Here is a 15256-nt window from a genome sequence, read left to right on the forward strand (position 1 = left end):
CTCAATTTTTTAGTATGTACGTTTATATCTTACCTTACAAGTTTAGATTTAGAAATACTTCACTATTCCCACACTTGTTTTTGTTTTTTTTTCATTTTTTGAATATTTATATTACTATTGTACTGAAATTTGATTAGAAAGACTGAAATACAAAATTAAATAAATGATACATACTTAGATAGAAAAGGGTATACTTAGATAGAAAAGGGGGCATAAATGGGGCTAGGTAGTGTACGTATCAGAGTCGTAACAAGTAGGGATGAGATTTCCGGCATGGGGGCAGAGGAAAAGGCAGTACACCTTGCTTTTAGACCTTCGGACCGAGATCTTTTTAGTCTGGTCAAGACATGTCCTGGGATTGAACTACTCCAGCTTCCCGCATCTTCCTATGAAGGGCTCTCCAAATTTATCAGGATGTATCTCGCTTCTTCAGGTATTCATCTGGTAAAAGGGGATGTCAGCGGGCACTGGCATGATCTTAACAATTACTTTGTGATACCCGCTTATGTGCTTGAAAAAATAAACGAACTGAAAGTCCAGGGAAGAACAGATGAAGAAATAATAGGTGAGATTACACATATAAGAAAAATTAGCCCTGATATGATTCTTCACTTACTTCACAGTTCTTTTCTGACGTCAAGCCCTGAGCGGCCGCGAATGAACAAAATTTAACTAAAAAATTCCGGCTTTTCTTCAGGAGAATTTACAGACGCTTCCACCATTTTTTTGAGGCTTTCTGTTCTTCTATCTGCCTTAACCCCTCGGATGCCAGTTTGTGCTGCATTTTATATTTCCGGTTTTCCTCACTAACCCTGGAAAATGCTTCCTCTTTACTTGCAAGGGTTCCTTTTAACTGTTTTATAAACTCTTCTTTTTCTCTAAGCTGAACTGCCAGTTTTTCTTCCCCTTCAAAAGCAGAGAGCTGCTTCTCAAGTTTTTTTACTATTTCTTCGGCTGTAGCAAGCATAGTTTCCATAGTGTTTATTTTTCTTTCTTTCAAGGAAAGCTTCTCTTCAATTTTCCTCATCTCCCCAGTCCTTGTAATAACCTCTTCAGCCAGGGTCTTAAGGTCTTTATCTTTTACGGAAACACTTTTCTCAAGCTTTTCGATCTCTTTTTCTTTTGTTGAAATTTTTTCGGCAAGAGTTTTTCCGTTTTCCGTTTCCTCCAGGAGTTTCTCAGTAAGACTCTCAATCTCATCTTCTTTTTCTATGAGTCTGGACTCAAGGCGTTGGGCTTCTTCACTTTTTTTCGTAAATTTTTCCTGAAGTGCTTGGAGTTCCGAATCCTTCTCAAGAAGAAGTTTTTCTCGTACTTCAAGTTCTGTTCTCAGCTTGCCGACTTCTTTTTCCCAGTCTGCGGTCTGTTGGTCAAATTCTTTTATCTTCTGGATTTCCTCAAGTTCAGCTTCCAGGCTTCTCATTTCTATCGACTTGCTATCTGGATTATTTTCATAAGTACACAGCTCTTTTTCTTCGGAGCGGAGCTCGATCTGCCCCCTGGTGTTTTCACAAATCTCAGCCCAGGCAAGGATGGAAGCTATAGGAGTAACTCTCTTAAATACGGGATCGCCTTTCCTGCAGCCATAAACCTTGCTGGCAATATAACCTTCCAGGGTATCGAGGCCAAGATTAGGGTCTCCCAACTTCGAGTTTGTCGCATTTCCTTTCTTTACTTTTCCATTGTTTTCCTTTATACAATTGACAGCTTCGGTAAAGATTTCCCAGGGAAGAAATGGTTCTTTTTTCAGGTTGTCAACATAGACTCCATCCGTTTCGGCTCGAGCTTCAAAAAACTGTTTCCCGCTCATCAGCGGAATCTTTGACGGATTTCCTTTTTTATCAAACTGACTCTTTATTTTTGAGATAACGGGATCTTCCATGCATGAGCCTCTTAAAAGTAATATTGAAGGTATATTAAGCATGACATTTTATAAAAGTTGTGTGATTTTCGATATTTCTTAAAGCTAATAATGCCTTTTTGAAAAGAATAAGTCTGGCTTTCTTCAGAATAAAATTGCCTTAAATAGGTAAGATCAAAGTAAGTTCTATCCTTTAAAATAAGTAAGTTCTATCCTTTAAAATAAGTAAGTTCTATCCTTTAAAATGTATAGCTTCCTTATAATTTCGGGCTTTTAAATCTTTGAAACTGTTGAGACGATTTATGTCAGTTGGGATACAATTTGTCTCTGTTATCATACTAAGTAACTGTCACAAAACAGATTAGGCAAACTTTTCATAAAGTTAATTTTTAATTGGTGATAATGATCTTGAAAATCAAGGCATCCAATCGAAACTTATGTATAGTTTGTTCTGTGACGACTCCTAAGGTGATTTTGTATTCTTCTTTTTACTGCATTGGAAGAATGTCTTTTTGTTTTTTAATTTCTCTAAGTTGCGGCTTCTTTTATATCTGGTGTCATGATATTTCCTCCATTCAACTGTAAGTAGTACGTCTGGATCTTCGTTTTTCCAGTATGTAATTTCGACATAGATCCATTAAGTTTGAATATTTAATAGATTAAAATTAAGGATTTTTCAGAAATGAAGAGTTAATTATGAAATCAAAGTACAGGTTAGTAATTAAAGAAGCCTGTAATTAAAGAAGCCTGTAATTAAAGAAGCCTGTAATTATGCTGAAATTTTAATCTTTTATATGCTCTTCTGATCATAAAAAATAAAATATCCTCTACTATATTGAATTTTGTTAATTTTTTCACAATGTCTGGAAATTTATTGTCTTCTGTTCCAGTGTCTTCACTCTTAAAATTGCCCTAACCTGACAAAAATGAAATTATCTCAAACAAAATTCTGCGTTTTTCTATGGATTTTGTTCTTGACACGGCTGCAAAATTTCTCAAGTACTTCTTTAAATTTTCCTAAAAAAACTGTTCTACATATTGATTTTTGTTATTTAGATGAGATTCTTACAAAAATAACTGAAAAAATGTAAATTTAAATTCTTTTTAAATGATTCAGGTAATTATAGAAAAATATTTAATGAAGAATTTTTTACTATCACATGAAAAAAATAGATACATCTGGAGGTTCAACTTTGAAAATAAGGGTTGTGAGTTCAAGAGAAGAAATCTTCACACTGAATCCAAATGAGAGAATAGTGCATCTGGCTTTTAGGCCTTCAAACAAGGATATTTTTTCACTGGTTGAGAACTGTCCTAAGATTGAGGTTATACAGCTTCCGAAATCTTACAGGCGTACTGTCTCAAAATCCATAGAAATGTTTCTTGAAATGCAGCGTATCCAGCTCATCGAGGGCGATGTCTGGGGCCACAGGAAGGACATAAACGAGTATTACCGTATTCCTTCATCAATAATTGAAGAAATAAGAGAGCTGAAAATTGAAGGTAAATCCACTGAAGCCATTGAGGAAAAGGTTTCAAGGGAAAGCAAACTTAACCCTGAGATGGTTGCTTACATCCTTAGAAAGGATGTTACGGCCTGAGAGGTTGAAGCAGTAGCTTTAACTTCTCCTTACTCCTTTCTTTTTTCTATTGTTCTATGTTTTATCCTTTTATGGCTCATTATTTCTTCGAAATCTGCTCTCTTTAAAATTTGAGTCTTTTATTATTGTGATCTTTCCAACTTTTTTACGTTATTAACCTTTTAAATATTATTATTCCATAACTTTTAATACTTATAAAATTTTATTTTCTTCTTATTTATTACACTCTTCTATTTTCTCTGACAACGCTTTCGAATCTTTTGTAGAACTTAATAGTATAACTTCATTGGTCATCGGTTAAGGAAAAATCGTTATCAATTGCATTGATTTTCATAAAATTTGTTAAATTATTCATCAAATGCAAAACTGGAATCTGATATCGATTTCAATTTAAACACTAAACATTTGGGTTTGAGTTTTTCCGTCGAAATCGAGATCAGCAGCTCAAAATCCTTAACCGAATACAAATGAGTATAACTTAAATTAAATTGAAAAAAAACGCTTTCTGCTAAAACTTGATCAGGTAGAGGTAGAGCCTGACAGTAAATCTTTTAAAACTAATCAGGTTGGGGTAGAGTCTGACATTGAATCTTCTAATATTTCATTAGATAGGGGTATAGTCTGACACTGGATCTTCTAAAGTTTCATCAGATTGGAATAAGTTCTCAACTTTTTGCAATATTGAAATATACTTATTTTCTATGTTTTCCCACGAGTAATTTTGCAAAACAAACTCCGTCCCGTTTTTACCCATAGCATTCCTCATTTCATCCCTTTCCAGGAGAAGATCCAGGCATGCCTTAAACTCCTCATAGTTTTCATAGTACAGGCCGGCATTACCTCTGATACACTGACCCTTTAACACATCACACTTTCCATTTACAAGTACAGGAGTTTTACAGAGCCAGGACTCCAGCAGAACCATGGACAAACTTTCATACTTTGAGGGCATTACTAATAGTTTTGCCGCTTTAAGCCCGTCAAACTTGTCCTGCTCAGGAACAAAACCTAAAGAAAGAATCTCAGGACTTTGAGGGATCTTCATAGTCTGTTTTCCAAGTAAAACGAGTTTTACAGAAGACGGCTTTTCCTCTTTATACCGAAGGAAATACTCGAATAGCTCATGACAACCTTTGGATTCGTCAACTCTTCCGACAAAGATAATGAAATTATCCAGATTATATTTCCGGGCAAACAAAGCTGCATTAGTTCTATAAGGAATATCTATACCTACACCCACAACATCAGAAGGTATATTCGAAACCTTGAATTTTGAGGTGACAAAACTTTTCTCTTCTTCCGTATTAAAAATAAACCGCCTGGGGTATTTGAAGAGTGAATCGAATATCGACAAATAGATGGGAGGTTCATCATGTGCCGTAGGAACAAGCAGAGCTTTTTCTTTTACCTGTGGAAGGCCGAAGAAGGTAGTACAGTAAAGATAGGTAAAAAAGATAAAACAAGTATAATCATCTTTAGCATTTTTTATATAATTTAAAAGATGTGTTGAGTAAGGGCCCTGCATTTTCATCCATTTAACTTCGTCTTCGTAGTCTGGATTATTTCCAAAAATTTTCTCAGAGAATTTATTAAATGCCGGTAAGTCTCTTTCATAATCAACCCGAAATCTCCTGACCCGCACTCCATTCAAGGTTTCAACCCCTGCAGGGTATTCATTCCTCCAGGTTATGTAATCTACTGCACAGGTAGTTAACACTTCTACCTTACAGTATTTTGATAAATGTTCTGCTAAGAGCCTGCAGTGGAATTCGGCACCTCCATTAACTTCAAGGCCGTAACGCTGGACAACTAAGGCGATTTTCACTCTATCACCTTTTGAATGTATTCTTTTAGTAAATTTTCCATGGTAGGTCTTTCAAAGTGTTTTAGTCTTTCTCTCTGTTTCCGGATAATTCTTTTTCTGAAAACTTCATCCTTTACTACAAGATTAATCATCTCTGCAATCTCATCACTGTTAAATTTATTAATCAGTATTCCCGAATCTCCAAGAGTATCCGGGATTGCAGTACAATTATAAGCGAGAATGGGAGTATCAAAATACATACTTTCAACAAGCGGGACGCAAAAGGTTTCCCACTCACTCATGCACAGGAACACATCAGCCAGTTTATAGTAAGAAATCAGGTCATCCATCGAGACTTTCCCAGGAACATAAACATCTTTTAGCTTTAGCTTTCTAATTATCTCCTGCAGTTGATCAAGATAACTTTCGCAACCTTCGAAATTACCTATCAAAAACAAACGCGATTTTGGATTTATAAGCTTATAATATGAGAAAATTTTAAGAATGAGATGCTGGTTCTTTTGAGGGATAACCCTTCCAACAAAAAGAAGATTCACATAATCATCGTCAAAATTCGACAAGATACTTTCATTCGGATTTTTATTGTAAACATTAAGGTCCAGTAAAAGTGGAAAAATTTCAGTGTTTTTAAACCCCAGGTTATTTAGCTCTAGCTGGGTATATCGAGAATTTGCCAGTGCCAGGTTTGTTATCTCTGGATATGAATTGAGCTCCTCTCTTCCCCGTACCAGTAAGTACTGAATGTAATCGTTGATTCCATAAAGGTATTTTTCAGGAGTAATTCCGTGAAACCTTATTATTTTCTTATCTGGCAATTTTCTTACATAATTAGAGACATCGGAGCCTATTGAGAAGTGAAATATTAACACGTTGTCTTTTGAAGAGACTTTATCATATTCAAGATATTTTTTTGCATCCATTCCAGGGTGTATATTTTCAGCATATATCTGTGAGTCATAACCCCATTTTCTAAGGGTCTTATTAATCTCAATAACCTCATTGCCTATTGCGTCACCAGGACTAAAGGTTGGCAATATTTGATGAATTTCCATACTCAAGCCTCTTCAAGAAATCGTACATATTTTTCCACAATTCGGTCCCAGTTAAAGTTCTTATCTACATATTCCTTCCCATTTATAGCCATTTTTCTTCTTAACTGAGGATTCTTTAAGTAAAAGTTAACGCATCCTTCAAACTCTTCAACATTTTCAAAATACAATCCGGACCTACCTTTAATACAATGATCCTTTGTTACAGCGCATTCGGAATGAACCAGAACTGGGGTAAGACATAACCACGATTCCATAATCACTATTGAAAAACTTTCGTTAATTGAGGGTTGACAAAGAAGGCTTGCAGCAGCAAAGGAATCATACTTATCCTGTTTCCGAACAAAACCCAGGTCAAGAATATCTTTTTTAAACTTTTCCGGAATACTGACCTCTCCGCTTCCTATCAAGACGAGCTTAAGCTCATTCCGGTTCCTCTGTTTATACTTACAAAAAAAGTCAATTAGAAGAGGAGTGTTTTTACCTGGCTCCCGCCGTCCAGCGTAAAGAATGAAGTCATCATATATTCCGTATTTCTCCCGAAATCTCTTTGCTTCAAAAGAAATATTAGTATCTATACCTTCTCCTAGAATTATTTGCTTGCCTTCAATGTCAAATATCTTGTTTGCCAGTGTTGCTTCGGGTTCAGCATGGAATATCAGCCCTGCAGCGCTCTGAAACATGTTTTTGTAAATATCCATATATGCGTAGCTCTCATCGTGAAGGCAGGGTATCAAAAATGATTTTTTTGGATGGATTTGAGACCCATAATATGTAGTTCCGAACATGTAAGGTATGAACAGGAAGTAATCGTAGTCAGAACCGTGAGTCTCAAGATAGCGGTAAAGATCGTCGCTGTTAATCATTTCTTCGATATATATCTGCTCTTCTTTTGCCGAGATTTTCTGGTTACGCATCAATTTCAAGTTAATGCGATCAAATAACCTGGTATTCCTTTGTCGGACCTTGAATCTTCTAATTGTGACGTTATTTAGTTGTGAAACTCCTTCTTCGTAATAATTGGAGCTCCAGTCAGAATTGAACTCTTTCACACAGGTAGTAAGGATTTCAACTTCAATCCCGTTTCTGGAAAGATTCTCAGCCGTGTTTTTACATTCACTCTCCGCACCGCCTGGGATCTCTCCATACCAGGGAACAACAAATGCAATCTTCATTAACATTGCTCCAAAGTTATCTCACAAACTTAAAGAAAGTGGAAAGTAGCCAGAATATTTACTTATTCATGATTTCTTGATACTGGCTTCTTTACTTTTTCCCAATTACCGCATAGTCCTGAGCCCCATATAAGGCATCGTTTATCATGTCTATGTTTTGATTGGAGATATCAATCACTGATTTATTCTCTTCTGCATCCTCGATATCAGGAAGCTTTTTCAATCTCATTTCCGGAGGTACGGGGGACAAAAATTTCGTTTCGATATCCCGAAAACCTGCGGTGTTGACTAAAAACTTTAGAGTTTCCGGATGTACAGGTTTTACGTGAGAAAGGTCTATGTAAAAGTTAGCTAAGGAGAATAATGAGAGAGGGTTAACTGTCTCAATAATTATGTAAAAACCGTATTTCAGTTTTTTATTGCAAAGGCTCAGCATATTAATAAGATAACTGGGACTGAGGTGTTCAACTACCTGACTTATAAAAATCCCATCGAGGCTTTTGTCCTTGATTTCTTCAAGGGTTTTTATAGCATCTTTTAATTCGGCGTTCAGACCCTTAGATTTACAGAAATTTATCATATCCTCATCGACATCAATTCCTCTAGCATTGATGCCTTTTTGTTTTGCTAATTCCAGAAATTCGCCTCGTCCACATCCAATATCAAGTACATTGGTGCAATTCTCAAAATAACCTATAAAGTTCATCTGATGCTGCAGAATATTTTCTCGTGAACCACGGAACCTTTCTTCAAATACATAATAATTAATCTGAGGGTCAGCATTGCAAGAGGCATTAATCTGGGTATTAGCACTTCCAGAGGTATTAGTCTGAGTATTAGCATTTCCTGAAGTATTAATATGGGCGTTAGCTTTCCCTGTTAAGTTGTTCTGAGCATTAGCCTTTCCGAAGGAGTTATTCAGGGCACTGGTCTTTCCTGAAGTATTAATCTGGGCATTAGCCTTTCCGGATGAATTAATCTGGGTGTTAGCCTTTCCAGAGGAATCTGTTCCCTGGTTTTCGAGTCCTTTCTGTATTCTGGATTCAAGTACTTTGTTAAGCCAGGCTTTACTCTCAAGATCCAGATTAACAGCAGAAATTATAGATTCTACTTCTTTCTTTACACTGTTGACAACTTCAGATTTTAGCTGTTCAGACTCAACTTTTAACTTTTCAGTTTCACTACTTAATTGCTCAATTTTTGATTTTAAGAGTCTGTTTTCATCTTCGAGTTCTTCAATTTCCGATGTTAACTTCTCTACTTTATGAGAGCAGGAGTTTGCTGTTTCCTTTGCATCACTGAGAACACCGGCAAGGTTATAATTAAGTTGACTTTGCTTCTGGAGTACGGGATCGACATAACGTCTGACTTCTCCGTGCACTAATTTTCGACCTTTTATCAAAAATGTGCCCAAAAGTGGACGATGAGAACTGATCGAATAGTTATCGTTACGAATATCATAATCCAAATTAGTTATTCCGGGTTCTTGAGGACTTCTTGCCCTTGGGGAGACTTCTGAAAATACCTGTTCTATCTCTTCAGCACTCTTTGGATCCTTATTTTCTTTTCTTTCCCTTATGTTCTCACGAATTTTTTCCATAATCTCTTCAACATTTATTTCATCGTCTTTAATCTCGAATGTATTATCCACTTTTGATTCCTCTGACCTGCATTCGTCCGGGTTTTGCTCGACTTTTGCACTAATGTTAAGTAAAGGCTTATTAGTAATTTCCTGAAGCCAGAAACAGCCTTCCTGCACGAGGTCAATTTGTAATTGGTATTCCCCGTACTCTTGAGGAGCGACGACATCTACTTGAAGATCCCGCTGTTCTTTAGAATTTAAAGCAGGTAGTATTTCAGTCCTGAGCCCATCAAAAATTTCACAGGTACTATCAGTTTTCAACCAGTGATAAGAGATATGCACAGGATAAGGAGGTAGAGATACAAGCCGCTCTTTCCCGTTATTCTTAAGAGTTATATTCAACTTGAACTTTTTATTTGAGAAAGTATTAATTGAATCCTTTTCCGATAAAGCTTCTACGTTCACTCCTTCACGATCAAGTTTTTTGGGAGATAATAACTGAACAATCCGGTCTCTGTCGAGATCTTCAAAAGAGCTTACAGCAAGGATAGTTCTGGCATTATTGTACTCTTCCGAGCTAAATGAGTTTGTGAGTGAGCCTGCTAAATCTTGAGAATCGTTTACCCATGTCAGTATATGTGAAAAATATTTATTTAAGTTGAGGAACAGGCTTTGAGGGGTTTGTTCATTGACATGTCTCAGATCCTCGTAAAAAGTTCTGGGATTTTCTGGAATGTAAAGCCCAATGGATTTTGCTATCTTTCGTTTTTCTTCATAAGTATACTGATAATACAACTTATTAGGATGAATATACGTGATGAATAAACCGTTTTCTTTAAGGAGTTCGGCGATTTTTAAAATAATTAATTCAAGTTTATCTTCTGGAGTACGCTCAATTAGATCAGTTGCAATAATTATATCGTATTTCTTATTAAATTTGTGATTTAAAAAATTGTCCTGAATAAATTCCGGGCGTTTGGTCGATTTATCGGCCAGACGTGTGGCTTTTGCCTTCTGAATCGCAGAAGAGGAGTCGTCAATTCCTGTTACGTGAGCTCCGGACCTTGATAAGATATAGGAGAGCTCTCCTCTTCCGCATCCCACATCCAGTATATTCATGTCTTTATTCGGATTAGCGAGACAAGAAATGGAAATTAAACGAGAATCTTCAAATTCTCTGCCTTTATACCTTTTATAAGAATCAATAATATCTTCCAGATTCGAATTCTCCTTGTTCAGACCTTCTACAAATATATGCTTAGCTGAGCTTTTAGTTTTAATCAGTAGTTCGCCTGCATAAGAAGGTATCGTTATAGAAAACTCGATGAAATCCTTATATTTGTTTAAAAAATAAGTCGCACTTAATAAGTTTTCGTCAGACCAGAAGTAGCCGTCAACCAGGATCCATTTTCCTTTTTCCAGTGCCAGCTCCAAATCATGGAACGTATTATCTCCATCTTTCTGGCCGTTAATATGAATAAGGTCATAGAAATCTCCAGGTAATGTAGTCATTGACCGACTATCGGCCAGCAAAAATTCAGCCTTGTAATTTTTTGTTATTTCTTTGGCCCAGTTATCCGCTCCTTTACTTCCTTCAAGAGCATTCAAACCGTTGTCTATTCCTAGATAAGTTGCATTTTCTGAAGCCTTAAGAAAAGTTATTGCACTATAACCATACCCGACTTCGATATCCAGTATAGATGTTGGACGGATCATTTTTGCAATTGCAAATTTCATGCGGTAATAATCAACCCATTCGTTGAATAGATGTGAAAATTTATCCCCAGGAAATGCATAATTCCTGAAATCGTAGTTAGTACGGTTATAAATAGAGATTAACTCATCCAGCATACTCTGTTCTCCAGAAAGCAATTTATTAACATGAGCAATTAACAGTTTATATATTACTTTTCATAAGTGAACACTAGTACAATGACAATTTGGTTCATTTTTGATATTTCATAAGTGAATACTAGTAAAATAACAATTTGATTTAGATTGATCTATCCTAAAATTATCTCACTTTCAATTTTTTTTATTCTTAGGATAGCATGTCTATTTTCCGCTGACCTCTTACGTGGAGAAAAAATTAGTTATGTATGCAAAAATACTCTATGTCTATACCTGATATATTTATAATCCTTTACTAAGTCTTTCATTCTTTACTAAGCTTTCATTCTTTACTAAGTCTTTCATTCTTTACTAAGCTTTCATTCTTTACTAAGCTTTCATTCTTTACCAAGCTTTCATTCTTTACCAAGTCTTTCTTGAATTTTTATTTTTGGTTTCATATTGAAAACTCCAGAATAGACAATTGCATTACTATTAGGAATTACTTTCAATACCTCTATATCATGAGCCATGAGCAAATATTCTTCAAAAGCGTCTCTTCCGTATCCCTTATTTGCCACACCAACAGAGAATGAATAATCTCCTGCAGAAAGTGAAAATAAGAATTCCCAGGTTAATTCTGCAACCTGTCCTTTTTTTAGAGTAAAAGTTTTAATGCCACTACAATATGTATTTGTTTCAAATACTGATAAACCCAGATTATTTCTAACGTGAAGACCAAAGTGAGGATCGGATAATTCTTTTAAGGCCTTAACTTGATATATAACTTTAACTACCTGTTCACTCTCAATGTGCAATATTTCCTCATTTTTTGAGTTCAGGACTTTAAAGGAGAGAAGTTTAACTTCACCTGTTGAAGCGCTTGGGTTTTTGTGACCTGTATGGTCATCTATTACTTCATTTACTATTACCTCGGTATTTCCCATATGTGATTTACTCAAAATTATTCCATGGTAATAGTCAATTATATCTTTTGGGTCGCCGGAACTGATTATATGACCATGGTCCAGCAGTATTGCCGAATCACATATTGTTTTCACAGCGTTCATATCGTGAGATACAAAAATAATAGAGCCACCGTCATTTTTGAACTCTAATATTTTTCTCATACATTTTTGCTGAAAATATGCATCTCCTACTGACAGCGCTTCATCGACTAAAAAGCATTTTGGTTCTGCATGCATTGCTATTGAAAATGCAAGTCTCATAAGCATACCCGACGAGTACGTTTTGATCGGGTCATAAATAAACTCTCCAAGCTCTGTAAAATTAATGATGTCATCTTTTTTTCTTTCTATTTCGTCTTTATCCATTCCTAGAAATGTCCCGTTCATGAAAATATTTTCAAGACCTGTAAGTTCATGATCAAAACCCGTTCCAAGCTCAAGTAAACCGGTAATTTTTCCATCTACTTTTATAGAACCCTCATCAGGAAGCAAAACACCGGAAAGTATTTTCAATAAAGTAGATTTGCCAGCCCCATTTTGTCCCACTACTCCGAGAGTTTTTCCTTCTTTTACTTCAAAAGAGACGTTTTGCAATGCAGTTATTTCTCGGTGGTATTTCTTCCGAAAGATTTTCTCTTTTAATCGGTCAGCGGGTGAGTGATATGACTTGAATGTTTTTGAAACACCTGATACTTTGATCATTTTATATTCACAACTTGTAATTTTTAATTATATAAAGTCCCGAACATCCTTTTCAAGCTTTTTGAAAGTAAAACCTGCACACAGCAGAATCGCAAAACTCAACAGGAATAGATACAGAATAGCCTCTAAGTCCGGAATCTGCTCATATATAAAGACACTATGGTAGGCATGAATGAATGTAAACGCCGGATTATAGACCATAATCTTTTTGACGTATTCCGGAAGTATGTCATAAACATATACAATCGGTGTAAACCAGAACCAGAACTGAAGTACAATTCTTACAATCTCTCTTAAATCTCTTATAAAAACAACAAATATTCCTATAAAAAATCCAAGTGAATAGGCAAAGAGTTGCTGTACCAAATATATTAACGGAACAAATAAGATTACAGGTTTTACTCCATATCCACTAATTAGAAGTAAAAACAAGAATACTCCCATTGTCACGACAAAAGTGATACTTTCCGAAATAGCAATATAAAGAGGGAATGAAGAAAGATCAACCTTTACTTTTGTGATTATATGTTTTTTATCTAAATAAACGGTGGCCGTTCTTGATACCGTATTTGAAAAAGCATTCCAAGCGATTACGCCAGAAGTAAGATAAAATCCATATGCGTAGACCGAAGACGAGCCAGGCAAACGCGATCCCATAAGGTTAGCAAATATAACGGTAAATATAAAAATATCTACAAGTGGATAAATGAAGTTCCACAAAGCTCCTAAGGTAGACCCGGAATACTTTTCAGTAATATCTCTTTTTGCTAATTCAAGAATTAAGCCTATATTCAAATTAATATCTCCTGATTATTACTTCGCCGGAATGACAGAATATTGTATTTTTCGAGGAATAATCTGATTACCGGAAATTATCTCTCACAAAAACAGTTTTCGGGGGTAACATTATTTTTCATAGCATTTACAAAATTCGAGAGATCGAACAGAGCTGCTCTCTTAAAGCATTCGTTTCCATAGCTTGACGGGTCTTTCGAGATATTCTTTACTGCTCTGATTATATTTTGAGCATCTGCTTCCACAAACACACCGGTTTTTCCGTCGATTACCGTTTCCTTAAACCCACCTTCGTTTACAGCTACTACAGGTTTTCCACTTGCCATAGCTTCCACAGGTGTCATCCCGAAATCTTCGTCCATAGCAGTGCAGATAAAACCTCTACAGCGGGAGTAAAGGTCAAGTAATTCCGTCTCTGAAACCTCACCAAGGACCTTTACGTTTTCAGGTAAATTGTCAAGGATATTTTTTGCGTAACTTTTTGCGTGATCTCCTTTGGAATACCCTCCAACAATGACAAGCTTTTCTTCGGGCATTTTTTTGAATGCCTCAATTTGAATTTCCACTCGTTTTTCAGGATAGAGCCGGTTTACTGAAAGCCAGAAGTCCCCGTACTCTTTACAGGTAAATTTTGAAGTTTCTACAGGGGGGTAGATAACTTCAGCGTCCCTGTGGAAATACTTTTTGATTCTTGTTGATGTATTTTTAGAGTTAGTTACGATTTTACAGACGTGGGAAAGGTAGTATTCGGAAATTGGCCTGTGGAGCCTGACCCAAATCCTGAAGAAAATTGAAATCCAGATAGGTTGCCTGCTGATAAAAGTTTCATAAAGGTCATAAAAAGCTCGTGTAGGAGTATGGCAGTAATACAGGTTGGGTTTGTGTTTCTTTGCTGCGAAATACGCCCAGTTACCTGAAAAAATAAAAAAATCATATTCCTTTGAAAAATCACAGGATGCAAATTGAAAAGATGCGGAAATCTGCTTTAGAGGAGGTACTTTTGGGGTTTTTCCCAGGCTGATTATACGTATATCGGAGTACCCCATCTTTTTTACGGACTCCATATTCAAGTCAGTAGTGATAACATCGGCATTGAAGTATTTTGCAAGCATGAGAACAAGTTTCTCTCCGCCGCCAATGGCTCCGAAATAATCATGAAATATGGCTATTTTCATCGATTTCTCACTTTTTCAGGGGGTTTTAACAAATGCAGATAAAAAGCTAATAAAATTATAAAAAGCTAATAAAATTATTTGTGGCCATTCAGTTGTGTACATTCAATGCACATTCAGTTCAATGCACATTCAATTCAATGCACATTCAGTTCAATGCACATTCAATTCAATGTCAATACCTAGTTTTTCCATGAGTGGGGACATTACTGTATTGGGTTTTTATAATCTGAAGCTTCCTATCCATCCTTAAATTACCAGTACTAAATTTATCTGTAATATCTGATTTCTGATTAGTAGCACAGGGTTTCCTGCAAGATTTCAACAATCCATTAAGCTCAACGATTATAAATATATTGAAAATTGTATCTCAACAGTAGAGATATATAATACTTTCAGATGAGATGGTTCATTAGTTATATATAATACTTCCCGGATGAAATGCCTCATTAGATGACGAGATAATTCATTAGATAGCAAGAGAGTTAGCCAGGTACTATAACAGTTAACTTTAACTTCATTTAATCATAGTTAACCTTCACTTCATTTAATCATAGTTAACCTTCACTTCATTTAAATATAGTTAACCTTCACTTCATTTAAATATAGTTAACCTTCACTTCATTTAAATATAGTTAACCCCACTTTATTTAAAAACAGCTAACCTTCACTTTAAGCTTTAGTTTAGTATTATTT

The 15256-nt window shown here is 35.7% G+C and carries 10 protein-coding genes; 2 read left to right on the plus strand and 8 right to left on the minus strand.

Annotation, left to right across the window (positions count from 1 at the left end):
- Nucleotides 1-216: 216 nt before the first annotated feature.
- On the plus strand, nt 217-672 hold the full coding sequence (locus tag ASJ81_RS16115) for a DUF1699 family protein (protein ID WP_095645252.1): 456 nt from the start codon (nt 217-219) through the stop codon (nt 670-672).
- A 31-nt stretch (nt 673-703) separates the two neighbouring features.
- On the opposite strand, the gene ASJ81_RS16120 is transcribed toward ASJ81_RS16115, so the two are convergent.
- A complete protein-coding gene (locus tag ASJ81_RS16120; RefSeq protein ID WP_095645253.1) occupies nt 704-1882 on the minus strand; it encodes a chromosome segregation ATPase in 1179 nt (392 codons plus the stop codon).
- 1172 nt (nt 1883-3054) lie between these two features.
- Between ASJ81_RS16120 and ASJ81_RS16125 the strand changes: the two genes are divergently transcribed.
- Entirely contained in the window at nt 3055-3462 is a 408-nt protein-coding gene (locus ASJ81_RS16125) for a DUF1699 family protein (protein ID WP_048109101.1), read from the plus strand.
- A gap of 604 nt (nt 3463-4066) precedes the next feature.
- Here ASJ81_RS16125 and ASJ81_RS16130 read toward each other — a convergent pair.
- The 7 genes from ASJ81_RS16130 to ASJ81_RS16160 all read right to left on the minus strand — a co-directional run bounded on the left by ASJ81_RS16130 (nt 4067) and on the right by ASJ81_RS16160 (nt 14563).
- Nucleotides 4067-5287, minus strand: coding sequence for a glycosyltransferase family 4 protein (locus tag ASJ81_RS16130; RefSeq protein ID WP_095645254.1), 1221 nt, complete (start codon nt 5285-5287; stop codon nt 4067-4069).
- Entirely contained in the window at nt 5284-6339 is a 1056-nt protein-coding gene (locus ASJ81_RS16135) for a glycosyltransferase (RefSeq protein ID WP_095645255.1), read from the minus strand. The genes ASJ81_RS16130 and ASJ81_RS16135 overlap by 4 nt, the downstream gene beginning before the upstream one ends.
- A gap of 2 nt (nt 6340-6341) precedes the next feature.
- Complete coding sequence (locus ASJ81_RS16140) at nt 6342-7511, minus strand: glycosyltransferase family 4 protein (RefSeq protein WP_095645256.1); 1170 nt, start codon at nt 7509-7511, stop codon at nt 6342-6344.
- Nucleotides 7512-7602: 91 nt separating this feature from the next.
- Nucleotides 7603-10944, minus strand: a complete 3342-nt coding sequence (locus ASJ81_RS16145) for a class I SAM-dependent methyltransferase (protein WP_095645257.1) — start codon at nt 10942-10944, stop codon at nt 7603-7605.
- Between the two features lie 395 nt (nt 10945-11339).
- Nucleotides 11340-12593 (minus strand): ABC transporter ATP-binding protein, encoded by a 1254-nt coding sequence (locus ASJ81_RS16150; protein ID WP_095645258.1) that lies wholly within the window; start codon nt 12591-12593, stop codon nt 11340-11342.
- Nucleotides 12594-12620: 27 nt separating this feature from the next.
- Complete coding sequence (locus tag ASJ81_RS16155; protein ID WP_095645259.1) at nt 12621-13388, minus strand: ABC transporter permease; 768 nt, start codon at nt 13386-13388, stop codon at nt 12621-12623.
- A 77-nt stretch (nt 13389-13465) separates the two neighbouring features.
- Entirely contained in the window at nt 13466-14563 is a 1098-nt protein-coding gene (locus tag ASJ81_RS16160) for a glycosyltransferase (RefSeq protein ID WP_095645260.1), read from the minus strand.
- Nucleotides 14564-15256: the final 693 nt, after the last annotated feature.

Source organism: Methanosarcina spelaei (genome assembly GCF_002287235.1).
In the GTDB taxonomy this organism is placed as follows: Archaea; Halobacteriota; Methanosarcinia; order Methanosarcinales; family Methanosarcinaceae; genus Methanosarcina; species Methanosarcina spelaei.

Coding starts and splice junctions, on each gene's coding strand:
- ASJ81_RS16115 (WP_095645252.1), top strand. CDS start 217: ATGGGGCTAGGTAGTGTACGTATCAGAGTCGTAACAAGTAGGGATGAG.
- ASJ81_RS16120 (WP_095645253.1), bottom strand. CDS start 1,882: ATGGAAGATCCCGTTATCTCAAAAATAAAGAGTCAGTTTGATAAAAAA.
- ASJ81_RS16140 (WP_095645256.1), bottom strand. CDS start 7,511: ATGAAGATTGCATTTGTTGTTCCCTGGTATGGAGAGATCCCAGGCGGT.
- ASJ81_RS16150 (WP_095645258.1), bottom strand. CDS start 12,593: ATGATCAAAGTATCAGGTGTTTCAAAAACATTCAAGTCATATCACTCA.
- ASJ81_RS16160 (WP_095645260.1), bottom strand. CDS start 14,563: ATGAAAATAGCCATATTTCATGATTATTTCGGAGCCATTGGCGGCGGA.
- ASJ81_RS16135 (WP_095645255.1), bottom strand. CDS start 6,339: ATGGAAATTCATCAAATATTGCCAACCTTTAGTCCTGGTGACGCAATA.
- ASJ81_RS16145 (WP_095645257.1), bottom strand. CDS start 10,944: ATGCTGGATGAGTTAATCTCTATTTATAACCGTACTAACTACGATTTC.